This window comes from Actinomadura rayongensis, assembly GCF_009831215.1.
Lineage (GTDB): Bacteria > Actinomycetota > Actinomycetes > Streptosporangiales > Streptosporangiaceae > Spirillospora > Spirillospora rayongensis.
Genome location: NZ_WUTW01000004.1, coordinates 391,567 through 407,003, shown reverse-complemented (window position 1 = coordinate 407,003; position 15,437 = coordinate 391,567). Strand labels below are relative to the sequence as shown.

Here is a 15,437-nt window from a genome sequence, read left to right as displayed (position 1 = left end):
ATCGGGCTCGGCTCGGGCGCCGGCCCCGGCCCCGGCACGGGCGGTTGCGGCGACGGTGGCGGCGGCTCGGGCCCCGGCGGGACGGGGGAGGGCGGCGGCGGTGCCGGATCCGGCCCCGGCGGGGGGATCGGCGGCGGCCCCGGGAGCGGTTCGCGGTCGTCCGGGCCGATGATTGCGTTCCTGGCTGTGCGGGTACTCATGCGGATCTGTTACCCCGTGTGGGACGAAACGACCATGCGGGCCGGAGCGGCGGCCATCGGGCTCATGTGCGCGGCCCGCCGCCGACAGGGCAGGATGGGACCATGAGGGAAACCCGAGCGACGTCTGACGGGTTGCGCACGGCCATCGAGCGCAGCGGTTACTACCCGGCCCTGGTCGCGGACGCGGTCCAGTCGGCGATCGGCGACGAGCGGGTGCTCGCCTACGTGATCCACCACGAGGCGACGTTCGATCCGGCGATGGAGGTGCGGCGCCATGTGACCGTGCTGGTCCTGTCGCCGACGCGGCTGCTGGTCTGCCACACCGACGAGCATCCGCCGGGGGAGGGCGTCGCCCAGCCGCACGCGTCCACGACGACCGAGGCGGTGAAGATCGAGCGCGTCCAGTCGGTGGCCGTGACGCGCGTCGTCCCGGACCCGGCGTCGTACGTGCCGGGCACCGCGCCCACCGAGGTCGTGCTGACGATCGGGTGGGGCGCGATCGCGCACATCGACCTGGAGCCCGCGACCTGCGGCGACGAGAACTGCGAGGCCGACCACGGCTACACCGGCAGCGTGACCGCCGACGACCTGTCGCTGCGGGTCAGCGAGGCCGCCGACGGCGCGGAGGCGGTCGGGCAGGTGCTGGCGTTCGCCGAGGCGCTGTCGTCGGCCACGTCGGCGGCGGCGGGGTGACCCGGCCCGCGCCGCCCGTCCCGGCGTACGGGCGCGCGGCGCTGGCGGACCTGCCCGAATCGGCGCTGGCGGCGCTCGGCGTGCCGGGCGCGGTGAACGTCCTCGGCCTGCCGGAGACGCGGCGGGTCTGCGTGCTGCTCGTGGACGGCCTCGGCTGGGAGCAGCTGCGCGCCCATCCCGGCGACGCGCCGTTCCTGACGTCGCTCGGCGGCGGTCCCCTCACGGCGGGCTTCCCCGCGACGACCGTCACCAGCCTCGGTTCGCTCGGCACCGGCCTGCCGCCCGGCGGGCACGGCCTGCTCGGCCTCCAGATCGCGCTGCCCGGCCGGGACGAGCTGGCCAACCTGCTGCGCTGGGCGCCGGACGGCGCGGACCCGGTCGTCGTCCAGCCCGCCCCGACCGTCTACGAGCGGGCGCGGGCGGCGGGCGTCGCGGCGTCCTACGTCGGCGCGAGCCTCTACCGCGACAGCCCGCTCACCCGGGCGACGGCGCGCGGCGCGGACTACGCCGGGGCCGACGCGCTCGGCCAGCTCGTCGCGGCGGCGCAGCGGGCGCTGAGCGCGAGCGATCGCGCCTACGCGACCGTCTACCACCCGGACCTGGACTCCACCGGCCACCGGTTCGGCGTCGCCTCGGCGGACTGGCGGCAGCAGCTCCGCTTCGTGGACCTGCTCGCCGAACGCCTCGCGGACGCCCTGCCGTCCGGGACGGCCCTGTACGTCACGGCCGACCACGGCATGACCGACCCGTCGGCGCGGATCGACGCCGACACCGATCCGGCGCTGTCGGCCGGAGTGGCGCGGCTCGGCGGCGACGCCAGGTCCCGCTATGTGTACGCGCTGCCGGGCGCGCACGGCGACGTCCTCGCGGCGTGGCGGGAGCGGCTGGCCGGGACGTGCTGGGTCCGCTCCCGCGCCGAGGCCGTCGCGGAGGGGTGGTTCGGGGCCATCACGCCGGATATGGCCGAGCGCGTCGGCGACGTCATCGCGGTGCCGTACGCGGACGTGGCGATCACGGCGTCCGCGCGGGAGCCGTGGCTCGCCGGGATGGTCGGGATGCACGGGTCGCTGGTGACCGCCGAGCAGCTCGTCCCGCTGGTGCGGACCGTCAAGGACTGACCGCCCGGTACGCGCCCGGCGGCACGCCCAGCTCCCGCTTGAAGGCTTTGCCGAACGCGTACTCCGACGTGTACCCGACGCGGGCCGCGACGGCGCGCAGCGGCAGGTCCGAGCCGCGCAGCAGCCGTGCCGCGACGCTCATCCGCCACCAGGTGAGGTAGCCGAGCGGCGGGCGTCCGACCAGGCCGGTGAAGCGGCGCGCGAACGCGGCGCGGGACAGGCCGGCCTCCGCGCCGAGCGCCGCGACCGTCCAGTCCCGGGCCGGGTCGGCGTGGACGGCCCGCAGCGCCGCCCCGACCGCCGGGTCCCGCAGGGCCGCGCTCCAGCCGGTGCCCGCGTGCGCGTCGTGCCAGGCCCGCAGCAGGTAGAGCAGGAGCAGGTCGAGGAGGGCGGTGAGCGCGGCGGGGGCGCCGGGACGGCCCGCGCCGTCCAGTTCGCGGTCCAGCAGGCCGACGGCGGCGCGCACCGACGGGCACGGCGCGTCCGCCGGGAGCCGGACGACGCGGGGCAGTTCGGCGAGCAGCGGGTGCGGACGGGCCAGGTCCAGGTCGTAGGCGCCGCACAGCAGGACGGTCGCGGCGTCGCCGGTGATCGTGTGGCCGGTGCCGCGCGGGAGGAACGCCACGTCGCCCTGCGTCAGGCTCAGCGGGGCGCCGCCGGTCGGGACGATCTCGCAGCCGCCGCGCAGCACGACGTGGAACCCGGCGGCCTCGCGGGCGGGGAAGCTCCGCCGCCAGGGGGCGTCCAGGACCGTCCGGTTCGCGTGCGGACGGCCGGTGCGCATGACCTGGACGACGTCTCCGAGCACGTCCATGCCGTCCAGTGTAGAGACGATCGGACATCGGGGCGCGGCTCGCGCACATTGTTCGTCTCGTCCGGGCTTCCTAGCGTCGTTCCTGAACGAGAGGAGATCGGACATGAAGATCGCGGTGCACGGGGCGAGCGGGTTCACCGGCGGGCTGGTCGTCGCGGAGCTGGCGCGGCGGGGCGTCGAGGCGGTGCTCGTCGGACGGTCCAGGGAACGGCTGCGCGCGGTCGCCGACGCGGAGGTCCGCGTCGCGACGCTGGACGACCCGGACGCGCTCGCCGCCGCCTTCGCCGGCTGCGCGGCCGTGGTCAACACGGCGGGGCCGTTCACGCGCTGGGGCGGGCCGGTGCTGCGCGCGGCGCTCGCCGCCCGCGTCCACTACGTCGACACCTCGGGCGAGCAGGGGCAGATCCACGACGTCCTCGCGACGGCCGGGCCGGACGCCGAGCGCGCCGGGGTGACCGTCGTGCCCGCGCTCGCCGACGACGGCGGCCCCGGCGACCTGATCGCGGCGCTGACGGCGGCGCGCGTCGCCCCGGCGCGCGAGATCCTGGTCGCGGACCTGCGGCTGCCGGGCGGCGCGTCGCGCGGCACCGCCCGCTCGATGGCGTCGATCGTCGGGCGCGGCCCGCTGGAGTACGCCGACGGCGGCTGGCGTCCCGACACCGGCGGCCATGCTCCGGTCGACCTGCCCGGCGAGCGGGTCGAGGTGGCGCCGTTCCCGCTGCCGGGCGTCGCGACGGTGCCGCGCCACGTTCCGGCCGCGCGGGTGCGGGCGGCGATGCGCGCGGACGTCGTCAAGCTGTTCGCGTCGTTCGACCCCGGGGCCGCCGAGCTGGCGCCGGCCGTCCTGGACGAGGCGACGCGCCGCGCCGGACGCTGGTGCATGCTCGCCCGCGCGACCGGATCCGGCGCGACCGCGACGGGCGTCGTCACCGGGCCGGACCCGTACGGGCTGACCGCCGTCATCGCGGTCGAGGGCGCGCTGCGGCTCGCGCGCGGCGACGCTCGGCCCGGCGCGTTGACGCCCGCGCAGGCGTTCGAGCCCGCCGGATTCCTGGACGCGCTCGTCCCGCACGGCGTCGCCTGGCGGGTGGAATGACCGCGTGTCGTACCCGCTAGGCTACGGTCCGTGACGCCTGTCGATCCGCCCTTCACGACCCCGGGGCACGCCGGTCAGACTGACGCCGTGCATCCTCTCGTCGACGTGAGCGCCCTCGCGCGTCAGCTTTATCGCGATCCCGCCCCCGTCCTGCTGGACGTCCGCTGGAACCTCGCCGGGCCGCCCGGCATCGAGGCCTACCGGCGCGGCCACCTGCCCGGCGCCGTGTTCGTGGACCTGGACCGCGACGTGGCGTCCTCGCCCGGCGCGGGCGGCCGTCATCCCTTGCCGTCCGCCGACGCGTTCCAGGAGGCCATGCGCCGCGCCGGGGTGTCGGCGGCGCGGCCCGTCGTGGTGTACGACGAGTCGGACGCGTCCGCCGCCGCCCGGCTGTGGTGGACGCTGCGCTACTACGGCCACCCGGACGTCCGCGTGCTGGACGGCGGGTTCCGGGCGTGGGCGGGCGCGGGCCGTCCGGTCGCGACGGACGAACCGGACCCGGCGCCCGGCGACTTCACGGCCCGTCCGGGCGGGCTGCCCGTCCTGGACGCGGCGGGCGCGGCGGCCCTGGCCCGCGACGGCGTGCTGCTCGACGCCCGCGCCGCCGAGCGCTACCGGGGCGAGAAGGAGCCGGTGGACCCGGTGGCGGGCCACATCCCGGGCGCCGTGAACGCGCCCACGTCAGAGAACGTGGACGAATCAGGCTTCTTCCTGCCGTCGCTGGCGCTGCGGGAACGGTTCGCCGCCCTCGGCGCGACCGACGCGCAGCACGTGGGCGCCTACTGCGGCTCGGGCGTCACCGCCGCGCACGAGGTGCTGGCCCTGACGATCGCGGGCGTGCCCGCCGCCCTGTACGTCGGCTCATGGTCCGAGTGGATCACCGACCCGTCCCGCCCGATCGCGACCGGCTGACGGTTCCGCCCGCACCGAAGCAGGGGAACCCCGCCCCGCCCGGCGTCGTCTGCGCCCGGGCGGGCGGGGTTCCTTTCGCGAGGGCCCGGTGAAGGTTGGCGGTGACGGCGGCGGTCTCGGTGTCGGGTCAGCTTGCGCCGAAGCAGAGGAATCCCGCCGTGCCCGGGGTCACGGGTGCCTCCGCCAGGGCGTGGGCGGGTGGAGTGCCAGTCGCGAGCGCCTGGTACAGGGCTTCCATGAACGGGGCGGACTCGGCGTCGGCGACGCGGGTGACCGGGGCGATCACGGTCCGGGCGCCCAGGGCCAGCAGGACGCCGGGCAGGCCGAGCATCGCCGCGCCGCCCGTCGAGCGGCCCGCGTCGCACGCGGACAGGACGATGAGCGGGGGGACGGCCGCGATGTCCTCCAGGTCGTGGGCGAGCAGGGGGCCGTCCGCCATCCGGAGGCCGGAGAACAGCGGGTTCCCGGGGCGGAAGGCGCCGTGGGCGGCCACGTGGGCGACGGCGGCGCCGTCCAGGGCGTCGCGGACGGCCTCGGCCGTCGCCGCCGGGCCGGTCAGGCGGTCGGCGCCGGGGTGGGCGGTTGCGACGCGGGTGATCTCGTCCTCGGCGTGGTCGAGGCCGGGGCCTGCGGCGAGGACGGTGCGTCCGGTGCGTCGGGGGACGCGGTGGGCGCGCAGCCAAGCCGCCGCCGACGGCGTCACGGTGAACGGGCGTCCGGCCAGCTCGGGCAGCGTCGCCCACGGGAGGCCGTGCAGCGCGCCCGTCGGGGCGAGGACGAGTTCGCGGTCTTCGAGCACGGTTCGCAGCGGCGTCAGCAGGAGTGAGCGGGGCGGCGCGTCGGCGTGGTCGACGGACGTCCGGAGCAGGGCCGTCTCCCGGGCCGCCGCCGCGTAGGGGCCGAGGACGTGGCGGCGCGCCCGCCCGTCCCGGACGGTCACCGCGTGCAGTTCGTCGCCGATCCGGACGAGTTCGACCAGGACCCGTCCATCCAGGGCGGCGGACAATTCGTGCAATGAGGGCGGGGCGGGCGTCCGCTCGGGTGTCCGGCGCAGCGCGTCCATCCGCAGGGTCGCCTCCAGCCGCAGCAGGCGCCGGGCCAGGATCGGGCACGCCGCGGTCTCGGCGGTCGCGGCGGCCTGCCGAGCGCTGAGCGTCCGGATCTCCGTCAGCGCCGCCGCCCGCGCCGGGTCGCGCGGCGGACGCACCGCCGCCGGGCGCCGCGCCAGCGTCCGCCGCCGCTCCTCGGCCGCCAGCAGGTCGTGCGGCGTGTCGGCGAGTTCCAGCCCGAGCGCCGCCAGGTCCGCGCCCGTCCCGGCCGCGAGGGCGCGGGGCTCGTGGGCGGCGAGCGCGTCGGCGTGCGCGGCGAGGATCGTCAGGCCCGTCTCGACGGCCGCCCGCGCGCCCGTCCGGTCCCCGCGCCCGCACCGCTCCAGCGCGGCCAGGTGCCAGGACGCCGCCCGCAGCGCCGCCGGACCCGCCCGCACCGGCACCGCGGGCGGCACGGCGTCCGGGCGGCCCAGGTGCAGCGCGACCCGCGCGGCGATCACGCGGGCCTGCGCGGCGGCGGTCGTCCAGCCGCCCGCGTCCAGCCGGGCCGCGACGGCCCGCGCGGTCGCCAGCAGCAGCGGCGACCGGTCGCCCGCCGCGTACCGGGCGCGCAGCAGCAGGTGCTCGGCGGGGCGCGTCCAGCCCGTCCGGCCCTGCGCCGCGAACGCCGCGCGGGCGCGCTCGGCCGTGCTCGCCGCCGCGTCCGGCGCGCCGTCGGCCAGCTCGGCGTGCCCGAGCAGCAGCAGGCCGTCGGCGACGGCGGCGCGATGGCCCCCGGACTCGGCCAAGGTGCGGGCCAGCAGCCCGCGCGCCTCGGCGGGCAGCCCGGCGCGCAGCAGCGTCTCGGCGCGGCCGAGGCGGCACCGCGCCAGAAGCTCCCCGGACAGGCCGGGCTCGGCGGCGGCGAACAGCGCCAGCGCGTCCGGCAGGTCGCCGCCCCGCGCGGCGGCGAGCGCCAGATCGGCGCGGGCCGCCGCCGCGCGGGCCGCGAGCCCCGCGTCCGCCGCCGTCGCGACGGCCTCGGCCAGCGCCGCCCGCGCGCACCCGGCCGACCCGCGCAGCGCCTGCGCGGTGCCGAGCGCGGTCAGCAGGTCCACGCGCGTCACCGGATCGCCGCCGCGCCGCAGCCGCCGCAGCGTGTCCATCGCGAGCGCGGTCGCCTCGGGAAGCCGTCCGGCGTGGGCGAGGGCGCGGGCGACGGCCGCGTCGAGCCGGTCGGCGTCCGCGCCCGTGACGACCGGACGCGCCAGCTCCGCCTCCGCCAGCGCCCCCGCCACGTCCCCGCGCGCCGCGAGGACGTCCATCAGCTCGATGCGCAGCAGAGCCGCCGCGCGGTCGTCCGGGCCCGCACCGGGACGCGTCTCCATCAGACCCGGATCCAGCTCGTCACGACCGTGCCCGCGCCCAACTCGAACACCAGACTCAACGGCCCCCGAGCAAGCTCAGGAAACGCGAACCGCCCGCCCGCATCCGTCCGCGTCCGCTCACCGTCGCCGCCCGCACGCCGCACAACGACCGGCACGGCTACCGCAGGCCGCAGCCGCCCGGCCACCTCCCGCCCCGCGACCTCCATCTCGACCAGAGCCCCCGGCGCCTCGAACGCCACCCGCCGCACCTCGCCCCCGCGCATCCCGACCGGCTCTGGCGCCGGAACCTCACCGGCGACGACGGCCCCGACCATCCGCCGTCCGAACGCCGCCCGCGAAGCATCGAGCACCCGGCCCGGCACAGGATCCATCGCCCGAAACGCCCGCACCACAGCCGCCACCAGCTCGTCATCGTTCATGGGGTCAGCTTTCGGCGGAGTTTTTGGAGGCAGCGGGCGCGGGTGGGGCCGAGGCCGCCGACGGGCATGTCGAGGGCCGCCGCCAGTTCGGCCTGGCCGGGTGCGAGGGCGGCCAGGCGGAGGAGGTCCCGGCAGCGGCGGGGGAGGGTGCGCAGGGCGGTGCCGACGGCGCAGACTTGTTCGCGGGCGGCGACGACGTCGTGCGGGGGCGGCAGTGCGGCCGTGGTGGCGCCGAGCGGTTCGTAGCCGCGCTCGCGGGCCGTGCGGGCGGCCTCGCGGCGGGCGGTGACGACGAGCCAGGCGCCGACGGCGTCGGGGTCCTGGATCGTGTCGAGCCGTTCGACCAGCCGCAGCCAGGTGAGCTGGACGACGTCCGCGCAGTCGGCGTCGCCGAGCCGCCATGAGCGCGCCACCGCCCACAGCGTCTCGGCGTGCCGCTCCACGAGCGCCGTCCACGCCGCCGCGTCGCCGTCGCGCGCGCGGAGCACGAGTTCTCTCACGCGGGTCCCCTCGCCGTCCCCTGCCCGGTCGCCGAACGTAGTCGGGCGGGCACGCATCGCGCTGGGGCGGTTATCGAGTCGCGGCCGGGTCGTGGCCGAGTCTCGATGATTGAAATCCGGCGAGATGGGTACCGGCCGCACGGCAATGGCCCGGTGGTCGTTCTTGCGGCTTCCGTGCGGGCGCGGTGCTTTTCACCATGATCGACATCTGGAAATGGGGATATTGACGAACATGCCGGTTGGCCGGGTGGAATGACGCCACGCGGATCGGAAGAACGCGGCAAGGGTTCGGCAAACAGGGCTCGCGCAGTGGTGCGACCCGTGCCGATGATGCAGAATGAGCAACGCGGACGCCGCCCGTGGTGCGAACGAGGCCGTAGGGGAAGACGAGCCTCGGTACAGATCCAGGAGGTCCGGTGACCGCACGTGGCGTTTTCTACGTCCACTCCGCGCCACCTGCGCTGAGCCCGCACATCGAGTGGGCCGCCGCAGGTGTCCTCGGCGTGCCCGTGTCCCTTGAGTGGGCCGACCAGCCCGCCGCCCCCGGGACTCTGCGCGCCGAACTGCACTGGGAGGGGAAGCCGGGCACCGCCGCCGGGATCACCTCGGCCCTGCGCAACTGGAAGCTCGCGCGCTTCGAGTGCACGGAGGACCCCACGCCGGGCTGCGACGGGGTGCGGTACAGCTTCACGCCGTCCCTCGGCGTCTTCACCGGCGTCATCGGCGCCAACGGCGACATCATGATCCCCGAGGACCGGCTGCGCTCGGTCATGGCCGGCGCGGCCCTCGGCAAGACGACCCTGGAGGCCGAGCTGGACCGCCTGCTCGGCACCCCCTGGGACAACGAACTGGAACCCTTCCGCCGCGCGGGCGACGGCGCGCCCGTCCGCTGGCTCCACGCCGCCGTCTGACCCGCGCCGACGGCAGAAGGCCCGGCGGCCCCCTTGGGGAGCGCCGGGCCTTCGGAGTTCGTTACAGCGGGATGTTGCCGTGGGCGCCTCGGGCCGGGATGGCTTCGGCGATGGCGCGGGCGAGGGCGTGGCGGGTCGTGGACGGGCTGATGACCTCGTCCACGACGCCGAGGGCGCGGGCGCGGTCGAGGCCGCCGGCGATCTTCTCGTGTTCGGCGGCGAGTTCGGCCTCGAGCGCCGGACGGTCGGCCTCCGGCACGGCGGCGATCTTGCGCCGGTGCAGGACGCGCACCGCCGCCAGGGCGCCCATCACGGCCAGTTCGGCGGTCGGCCAGGCGAAGACGCGGGTGGCGCCGAGGGAGCGGGAGTTCATGGCGATGTAGGCGCCGCCGTACGCCTTGCGGGTCACCAGCGTCACGCGCGGGACGGTCGCCGCCGCGAACGCGTGCAGCAGCTTGGCGCCCCGCCGCACCACGCCCTCGTGCTCCTGGCCCACGCCGGGCAGGTAGCCGGGCACGTCGACCAGGACGACCAGCGGCACCCCGAAGGCATCGCACATCCGGACGAACCGGGCGGCCTTCTCGGCGGACGTCGAGTCCAGGCACCCGCCGAGCCGCAGCGGGTTGTTGGCGATGACGCCGACCGTCCGCCCGCCGAGCCGCCCGAGGGACGTCACGATGTTCGGCGCCCACTTGGGGTGCAGCTCGACATAGTCCTCGGCCGCGTCGTCCACGATCCCGTGCACCAGCGGATGGACGCTGTAAGCCCGCCGCGCGCTCTCCGGCAGCAGGCCCGAAAAGTCACGTTCCTCCACGGCGGACAGCCGCACCCGACCCTGGTGCCCGAGCAGCACCGCCAGCCGGCGCCCCCGCGCGATGGCCTCGGCGTCGTCGCGCGCCACCACGTGCACCACGCCCGACTTGCGCGAGTGCGGTTCCGGCCCGCCGAGCGAGGCCATGTCGATGTCCTCGCCGGTGACCGAGCGCACCACGTCCGGGCCCGTCACGAAGATCTTGCCGCTCTCCGACAGCACCACGATGTCGGTCAGCGCGGGCCCGTAGGCCGCCCCGCCCGCCGCCGCGCCGAGCACCACCGAGATCTGCGGGACGATCCCCGACGCCCGCGTCATCGCCGCGAACACCTGCCCGACGGCGTGCAGCGACTCCACGCCCTCGGCGAGCCGCGCGCCGCCCGAGTGCCAGAGCCCGATGATCGGCAGCCGTTCCCGGACGGCGTGGTCGTAGGCCGCGACGATCGCCGCGCACCCCGCCGTCCCCATCGCCCCGCCCTGGATGCGCGGGTCGGACGCGAACGCCACGACGGGCAGGCCCTCGACCCGGCCGACGCCGGCGAGCGCGCCGCTGCCGTCGTCCTCGTCGCTCAGGGGCACGAACGTCGCCTCGTCGAAGAGCACGGCGAGCCGGACCCGGGGGTGCCGGGGGTCGGACGCCGGTTCGTCCGGGACGACCCGGTTGTCGAGAACGGTCACGAATGCTCCTTCAATGGGCCGTGGCGGAGCGGAACCCCGCGTCAGACGGCGCGGCGGAAGGCGACCGACACGTTGTGGCCGCCGAAACCGAACGAGTTGTTGAGGGCCGCGGCGGGACCGGCCGGGATCGTCCGCGGCTCGCCGCGCACGATGTCCAGGTCGACCTCGTCGTCCATGTCCTCCAGGTTCGCCACGGCCGGGACGAGCCCCTCCCGCAGCGACAGGATGGTGATCACCGACTCCAGCGCCCCGGCCCCGCCGAGCAGGTGCCCGGTCATCGACTTGGTCGCGGTGACGGTCAGCTTCTCGGCGACGGGCCCGAGCGCGGCCCGGATCGAGGCCAGCTCGGCGACGTCGCCCGCCGGGGTGGACGTGGCGTGCGCGTTGACGTGCACGATGTCCTCCGGCCGCAGCCCCGCGTCGTCGAGGGCGCGGAGCATGGCCTTGGCCTGCCCGCTGCCGCTCGGGTCGGGCAGGACGATGTCGTAGGCGTCGTTGGAGTAGCCGCAGCCCGCCGCGACGGCGTGGACCGTGGCGCCGCGCGCCCGCGCGTGCTCCTCCGACTCCAGGATCATGACGGCGGCGCCCTCGCCGAGGACGAAGCCGTCGCGGTTCTTGTCGTAGGGCCGCGACGCGCGCTGCGGCTCGTCGTTGCGGGTGGACATCGCCCGCATCGACCCGAACGACGCCATTTGCAGCGGGTGGATGCACGACTCGGTGCCGCCGCAGATCACGACGTCGGCGCGGCCGGCGCGGATCATGTCGATGGCGTACCCGACGGCCTCGCCGCTGGACGCGCAGGCGCTGACGAGCGCGTGCGACCCGGCGGTGGCGCCGAACTCGATGCCGACGTGCCCGGACGCGCCGTTCGGCATCAGCATGGGAACGGTGAACGGCGAGACGCGCGTCCAGCCCTTCTCCTTGTACACGTCGTAGCTGTTCAGCGCGGTGTGCAGGCCGCCGATGCCGCTGGAGACGACGACGCCTAGACGGTCGCCGTCCACGACGAACCCCTCGCCGGGCGCGGCCTCGGCGGCCTTCCCGGACTTGGCGCGCTTCACCGGCGGCGCGAACCCGGCGTCCTGCCACGCCTCCCGCGCCGCGATCAGCGCGATGGCCTGGCTGCGGTCCAGCCGGCGGAGCTGCGCGCGCGGGATGCTCTCGGCCGGGTCCACGGCGAGTTGCGCCGCGAACCGGACGGGCAGCTCCTCGACGCCCTCCCAGTCCAGATTGCGTACCCCGGATTTACCGGCGAGCAGCGCAGACCAGGTCGACGGGACGTCGCCGCCGAGCGGTGTTGTCGCGCCGAGTCCGGTCACGACGACGGTGGTCGGGCTTGTGCTCATAGTGAGTGCTCCTCGCAAACTGGGGGGAGAGAGGGTGCGCCGCCGGGCCGCGTGCCCGGGGGACCGGCGGCGCGCTCCCGCGTCGCTCAGCCCTGCTGCTGCAGGTTCTGGACGAAGTTGACGACGTCCTTGACCGTCTTCAGGTTGCGCAGCTCGTCGTCGGGGATCTCGACGCCGAACTGGTCCTGCGCGGCAACCGCGATCTCTACCATCGACAGCGAGTCGATGTCCAGGTCCTCGATGAAGTTCTTCTCCGGGGTGACCTCGGACTTGTCGATGCCGACGATCTCGTCGATGATCTCGGCGAGGCCGTCCAGGATGTCCTGTTCGGTGGCGATTGCCATGGTTCTCCTTTAGTGGGTTGCGCAGGCGAAAGTCGGCCTACGGGATCTGGATGACTTGGGCAGCGTAGGCCAGCCCGGCGCCGAACCCGACCAGAAGGGCCGGGGCGCCGGACGGGACGTCGCCGCGTTCGAGCATGTGCGAAAGCGCGATCGGAATCGACGCTCCGGACGTGTTCCCGGAGTGGACGATGTCGTCGGCCACCACGGCGTTCACCGCCCCGACCCGCCGCGCGATGGCCTCGATGATCCGCAGGTTGGCCTGGTGCGGGACGAGCGCGGCAAGGTCCTCGGGACGGACCCCGGCGCGTTCGCAGGCGGCGAGCGCGACGGGCGCGACGGCGCTGGTGGCCCAGCGGAAGACCGCCTGGCCCTCCTGCCGGATGCTCCCGGCCCGCCCGGTGATGACGATCTTGTCGGCCTGGCCGCCGTCGCTGCCCCACACCACCGGCCCGACGCCGGGTTCGGTAGCGGCGCCGACGACCGCCGCGCCCGCGCCGTCGGCGAAGATGATGCAGGTCGACCGGTCGGTCCAGTCGAGCCACTGCGACATCTTCTCGGCGCCGATGACGAGGACGTTGCGGGCCGTCCCGGTGCGGACGGCCGCGTCGGCGGACGCGAGCGCGTAGCAGAAGCCCGCGCAGGCGGCGTTGAGGTCGTAGGCGCCGGGGGCGGCGATGCCGAGGCGGTGCGCGATGCTCGCGGCGTGCGCGGGCATCGGCGACTCGGCCGAGCAGGTCGCGACGATGACGAGGTCGATGTCGCCGGGCGTGAGGCCGCTGGCGGCGATGGCCTTGCCGCCGGCGTGGACGCCCATGTCGATGATCGTCTCGTCCGGCGCGGCGATGCGGCGCTCCACGATGCCGACGCGGCTGCGGATCCAGGCGTCGTCGGTGTCGACGATCTTGGCCAGCTCGTCGTTGGTGACGATCCGGGCGGGCCGGTAGTCGCCGAACCCGAGCACCTTCGAGCCGGGTACGAGGGCGTTGGTCTTCAGGCCGCCGATCATGCCGTGTGCGCCTTGATCAGCTCGCGGGCCTTCTCCAGGTCGGCGGGGGTCTTGAGGGCCAGCGTCTCGACGCCCTTCAGCTCGCGCTTGGCGATGCCGACGAGCGTCCCGGCGGGCGGCAGCTCGATGATCGCGGTGACGCCGAGGTCGCGCATCGTGGCCATGCACGCGTCCCACCGGACGGGCGCGCTGACCTGCTCGGCGAGCCGGGTGAGGTACTCGCGGCCGGACGCGACGGCCGCGCCGTCCCGGTTGGACAGCAGCGTGATCGCCGGGTCGGCGACGCGGATGCCGGGCGCGAGGCGCCGCAGCGTCGCGACGGCCGGGGCCATGTGCTCGGTGTGGAACGCTCCGGCGACCGACAGCTTGCGCAGCCGCGCCTTGGCGGGCGGGTCGTCGGCGAGCGCCTGGAGCTGGAGCAGCGTCCCGGCGGCGACGACCTGCCCGGCCGCGTTGACGTTGGCGGGGGTCAGCCCGTGCCGCTCGATGACGGCGAGGACCTCGTCCGGGTCGCCGCCGAGCACGGCCGTCATGCCGGTCTCGGTGACGGCGGCGGCGTCGGCCATCGCCCGGCCGCGCTCGCGGACGAGCACCAGCGCCGCCTCGGGCGACAGCACCCCCGCGACGGCGGCGGCGGCCAGTTCGCCGACGCTGTGCCCGGCGACGGCGTCCGGACGGTCGGCGCCTTCGTACAGGGTCTCGAACGCGGCCAGCGCGGCGCTCACCAGCAGCGGCTGCGCGACGGCCGTGTCGCGGATCTCCTCGGCGTCGGCCTCGGTGCCGTACCGGACCAGGTCCAGCCCCGTCACGGCCGACCACCAGCCGAGGCGGTCGGCGACGCCGGGGAGTTCCAGCCAGGGGGTCAGGAATCCGGGGGTCTGGGCGCCCTGTCCGGGCGCGGCGAGGAGGATCACAGCGACAACCCTCCCCTGTGCGGCCCCTCGGTGCCGATGCCGCCGCCCACGAACTTTCGTCACTCGGGTTTGTACGACCCCTACAGTTCCGCCGACCTGCGGGGACGCGCGCGTCAGCCCGTCCGGCCGCCGAACCGGCCGAGGACCAGCGCGATGCGCAGGGTGAACGCGTTGCGCCCGTCGGCGGGGGCCAGCCCGGTCAGCTCGGTGACCCGGCGCAGCCGGTACCGGACGGTGTTGGGGTGGACGAACAACAACCGCGCCGTCGCCTCCAGGGACGATCCCTGCTCCAGATAGGTCGTCAGCGTGTCCAGCAGGGGCGCGCCGGCGGAGAGCATCGGCGTGTAGACCTCGTCGACGAGGTAGGCGCGGGCGGCCTCGTCGCCGTCCAAAGCGCGTTCGGGGAGCAGATCGTGGGCGTGGACGGGACGCGGCGCGTCCGGCCACCCCGCCGCCGCCCGCAGCCCCGCCATCGCGGCCCGCGCCGACAGCGTGGACTCGTACAGATCGGCGACGGACGGCCCGACGACGACCGGCCCCGGCCCGCACTTCGCCGAAATGATCTTCGCGGCGCTCATCGGGTCGGCCGCGCCGCCGACGATCACCACGACCCGGCGGCCCTGCACCCCGGCGAGGACGTCCACCCGGGCGCGCCGGGCGGCGAGCTGCATCTGGTCGATGGTGACCTCGGGGTCCTCGTCCTCGGGGGTCTGCCCGGCGACGACCGTGACGGGCTTGGACGTCCACCCGAGCGCCGCCGCCCACGAGTGCATCCCGTCGTCCACCTCGCCGCGCAGCACGGCGTTGACGACGAGCGCTTCGAGCCGGGCGTCCCAGGCCGCGCGGGTCTCGGCGGCCTGCGCGTAGACCTGGGCGGCGCCGAACGCGACGTCGCGGGTGTAGCGCAGGATGGCCTCGCGGAGCTGGGCGGCGCCGCCGGGGGCCGCGAGGTCGTCCAGCCGGGTCTCCACCACGTCGATGATCACGCGGACCATGTCGATCGTGTGCCGCAGCTTGATCGACCGCAGCAGCTCGCGGGGCGCGGTGCCGAACACCTCGCCCGCGATGGCGGGCCGCGTCTGCTCGCCGTTCTTGAAGTACTCCACGAACGCGGCGATCCCGGCCTGCGCGACCAGGCCGATCCAGGACCGCTGGTCGGCGGGCATCCGCCGGAACCAGGGGAGCTGGTCCTCCATGCTGGCGAGGGCGGCCGTGCCGAACGTGCCCATCGCCTTCTCCAGGCGCTCGGTCGTCCGGGC

The 15,437-nt window shown here is 75.8% G+C and carries 15 protein-coding genes; 5 read left to right on the top strand and 10 right to left on the bottom strand.

All coding sequences use genetic code 11. From position 1 onward, the window contains the following. Positions 1–302: 302 nt before the first annotated feature. Positions 303–893, top strand: coding sequence for a DUF5998 family protein (locus GQ466_RS21100; protein ID WP_161104714.1), 591 nt, complete (start codon positions 303–305; stop codon positions 891–893). Continuing rightward, positions 890–2,011, top strand: coding sequence for an alkaline phosphatase family protein (locus GQ466_RS21095; RefSeq protein ID WP_161104713.1), 1,122 nt, complete (start codon positions 890–892; stop codon positions 2,009–2,011). The genes GQ466_RS21100 and GQ466_RS21095 overlap by 4 nt, the downstream gene beginning before the upstream one ends. Here GQ466_RS21095 and GQ466_RS21090 read toward each other — a convergent pair. After that, positions 2,001–2,825, bottom strand: coding sequence for a helix-turn-helix transcriptional regulator (locus tag GQ466_RS21090; RefSeq protein WP_161104712.1), 825 nt, complete (start codon positions 2,823–2,825; stop codon positions 2,001–2,003). The two genes, GQ466_RS21095 and GQ466_RS21090, sit on opposite strands and share 11 nt — an antisense overlap. 103 nt (positions 2,826–2,928) lie before the next feature. On the opposite strand from GQ466_RS21090, the gene GQ466_RS21085 reads away from it, so the two are divergent. Together GQ466_RS21085 and GQ466_RS21080 are read left to right on the top strand one after the other, a co-directional pair. After that, a complete protein-coding gene (locus GQ466_RS21085) occupies positions 2,929–3,921 on the top strand; it encodes a saccharopine dehydrogenase family protein (RefSeq protein WP_161104711.1) in 993 nt (330 codons plus the stop codon). An 87-nt stretch (positions 3,922–4,008) separates the two neighbouring features. Then, positions 4,009–4,833 (top strand): rhodanese-like domain-containing protein, encoded by an 825-nt coding sequence (locus GQ466_RS21080; RefSeq protein WP_161104710.1) that lies wholly within the window; start codon positions 4,009–4,011, stop codon positions 4,831–4,833. Between the two features lie 127 nt (positions 4,834–4,960). Here the strand turns inward: GQ466_RS21080 and GQ466_RS21075 are convergent, their stop codons facing one another. From GQ466_RS21075 to GQ466_RS21065, 3 genes are read right to left on the bottom strand one after another with little or no spacing between them, the layout of a single operon-like run. Next, on the bottom strand, positions 4,961–7,249 hold the full coding sequence (locus tag GQ466_RS21075; RefSeq protein WP_161104709.1) for a CHAT domain-containing protein: 2,289 nt from the start codon (positions 7,247–7,249) through the stop codon (positions 4,961–4,963). After that, positions 7,249–7,668 (bottom strand): hypothetical protein, encoded by a 420-nt coding sequence (locus GQ466_RS21070; RefSeq protein ID WP_161104708.1) that lies wholly within the window; start codon positions 7,666–7,668, stop codon positions 7,249–7,251. Before GQ466_RS21070 ends, GQ466_RS21075 begins: the two co-directional genes overlap by 1 nt. Next, on the bottom strand, positions 7,665–8,168 hold the full coding sequence (locus tag GQ466_RS21065; RefSeq protein ID WP_337193564.1) for an RNA polymerase sigma factor: 504 nt from the start codon (positions 8,166–8,168) through the stop codon (positions 7,665–7,667). Before GQ466_RS21065 ends, GQ466_RS21070 begins: the two co-directional genes overlap by 4 nt. Positions 8,169–8,584: 416 nt before the next feature. Here GQ466_RS21065 and GQ466_RS21060 point away from each other — a divergent pair, with 416 nt between their 5' ends. Continuing rightward, positions 8,585–9,079 (top strand): DUF3145 family protein, encoded by a 495-nt coding sequence (locus tag GQ466_RS21060; RefSeq protein WP_161104706.1) that lies wholly within the window; start codon positions 8,585–8,587, stop codon positions 9,077–9,079. Positions 9,080–9,140: 61 nt separating this feature from the next. Here the strand turns inward: GQ466_RS21060 and GQ466_RS21055 are convergent, their stop codons facing one another. From GQ466_RS21055 to GQ466_RS21030, 6 genes are all read right to left on the bottom strand, one after another. Next, the gene (locus GQ466_RS21055) at positions 9,141–10,568 is read right to left on the bottom strand and encodes a carboxyl transferase domain-containing protein (protein ID WP_161104705.1); all 1,428 of its coding nucleotides are present in this window, start codon (positions 10,566–10,568) and stop codon (positions 9,141–9,143) included. A 41-nt stretch (positions 10,569–10,609) separates the two neighbouring features. Continuing rightward, positions 10,610–11,914 carry a beta-ketoacyl-[acyl-carrier-protein] synthase family protein gene (locus GQ466_RS21050; protein ID WP_161104704.1) on the bottom strand — a complete coding sequence of 435 codons (1,305 nt, stop codon included), beginning with the start codon at positions 11,912–11,914 and terminating at the stop codon, positions 10,610–10,612. Between the two features lie 86 nt (positions 11,915–12,000). Next, a complete protein-coding gene (locus GQ466_RS21045; RefSeq protein ID WP_161104703.1) occupies positions 12,001–12,258 on the bottom strand; it encodes an acyl carrier protein in 258 nt (85 codons plus the stop codon). A 37-nt stretch (positions 12,259–12,295) separates the two neighbouring features. Next, positions 12,296–13,264 carry a beta-ketoacyl-ACP synthase III gene (locus GQ466_RS21040; RefSeq protein ID WP_202420822.1) on the bottom strand — a complete coding sequence of 323 codons (969 nt, stop codon included), beginning with the start codon at positions 13,262–13,264 and terminating at the stop codon, positions 12,296–12,298. Further along, complete coding sequence (locus tag GQ466_RS21035; protein ID WP_161104702.1) at positions 13,261–14,178, bottom strand: acyltransferase domain-containing protein; 918 nt, start codon at positions 14,176–14,178, stop codon at positions 13,261–13,263. The genes GQ466_RS21040 and GQ466_RS21035 overlap by 4 nt, the downstream gene beginning before the upstream one ends. A 113-nt stretch (positions 14,179–14,291) precedes the next feature. Further along, positions 14,292–15,407 (bottom strand): PucR family transcriptional regulator, encoded by a 1,116-nt coding sequence (locus GQ466_RS21030; RefSeq protein ID WP_202420901.1) that lies wholly within the window; start codon positions 15,405–15,407, stop codon positions 14,292–14,294. Positions 15,408–15,437 lie beyond the last annotated feature (30 nt).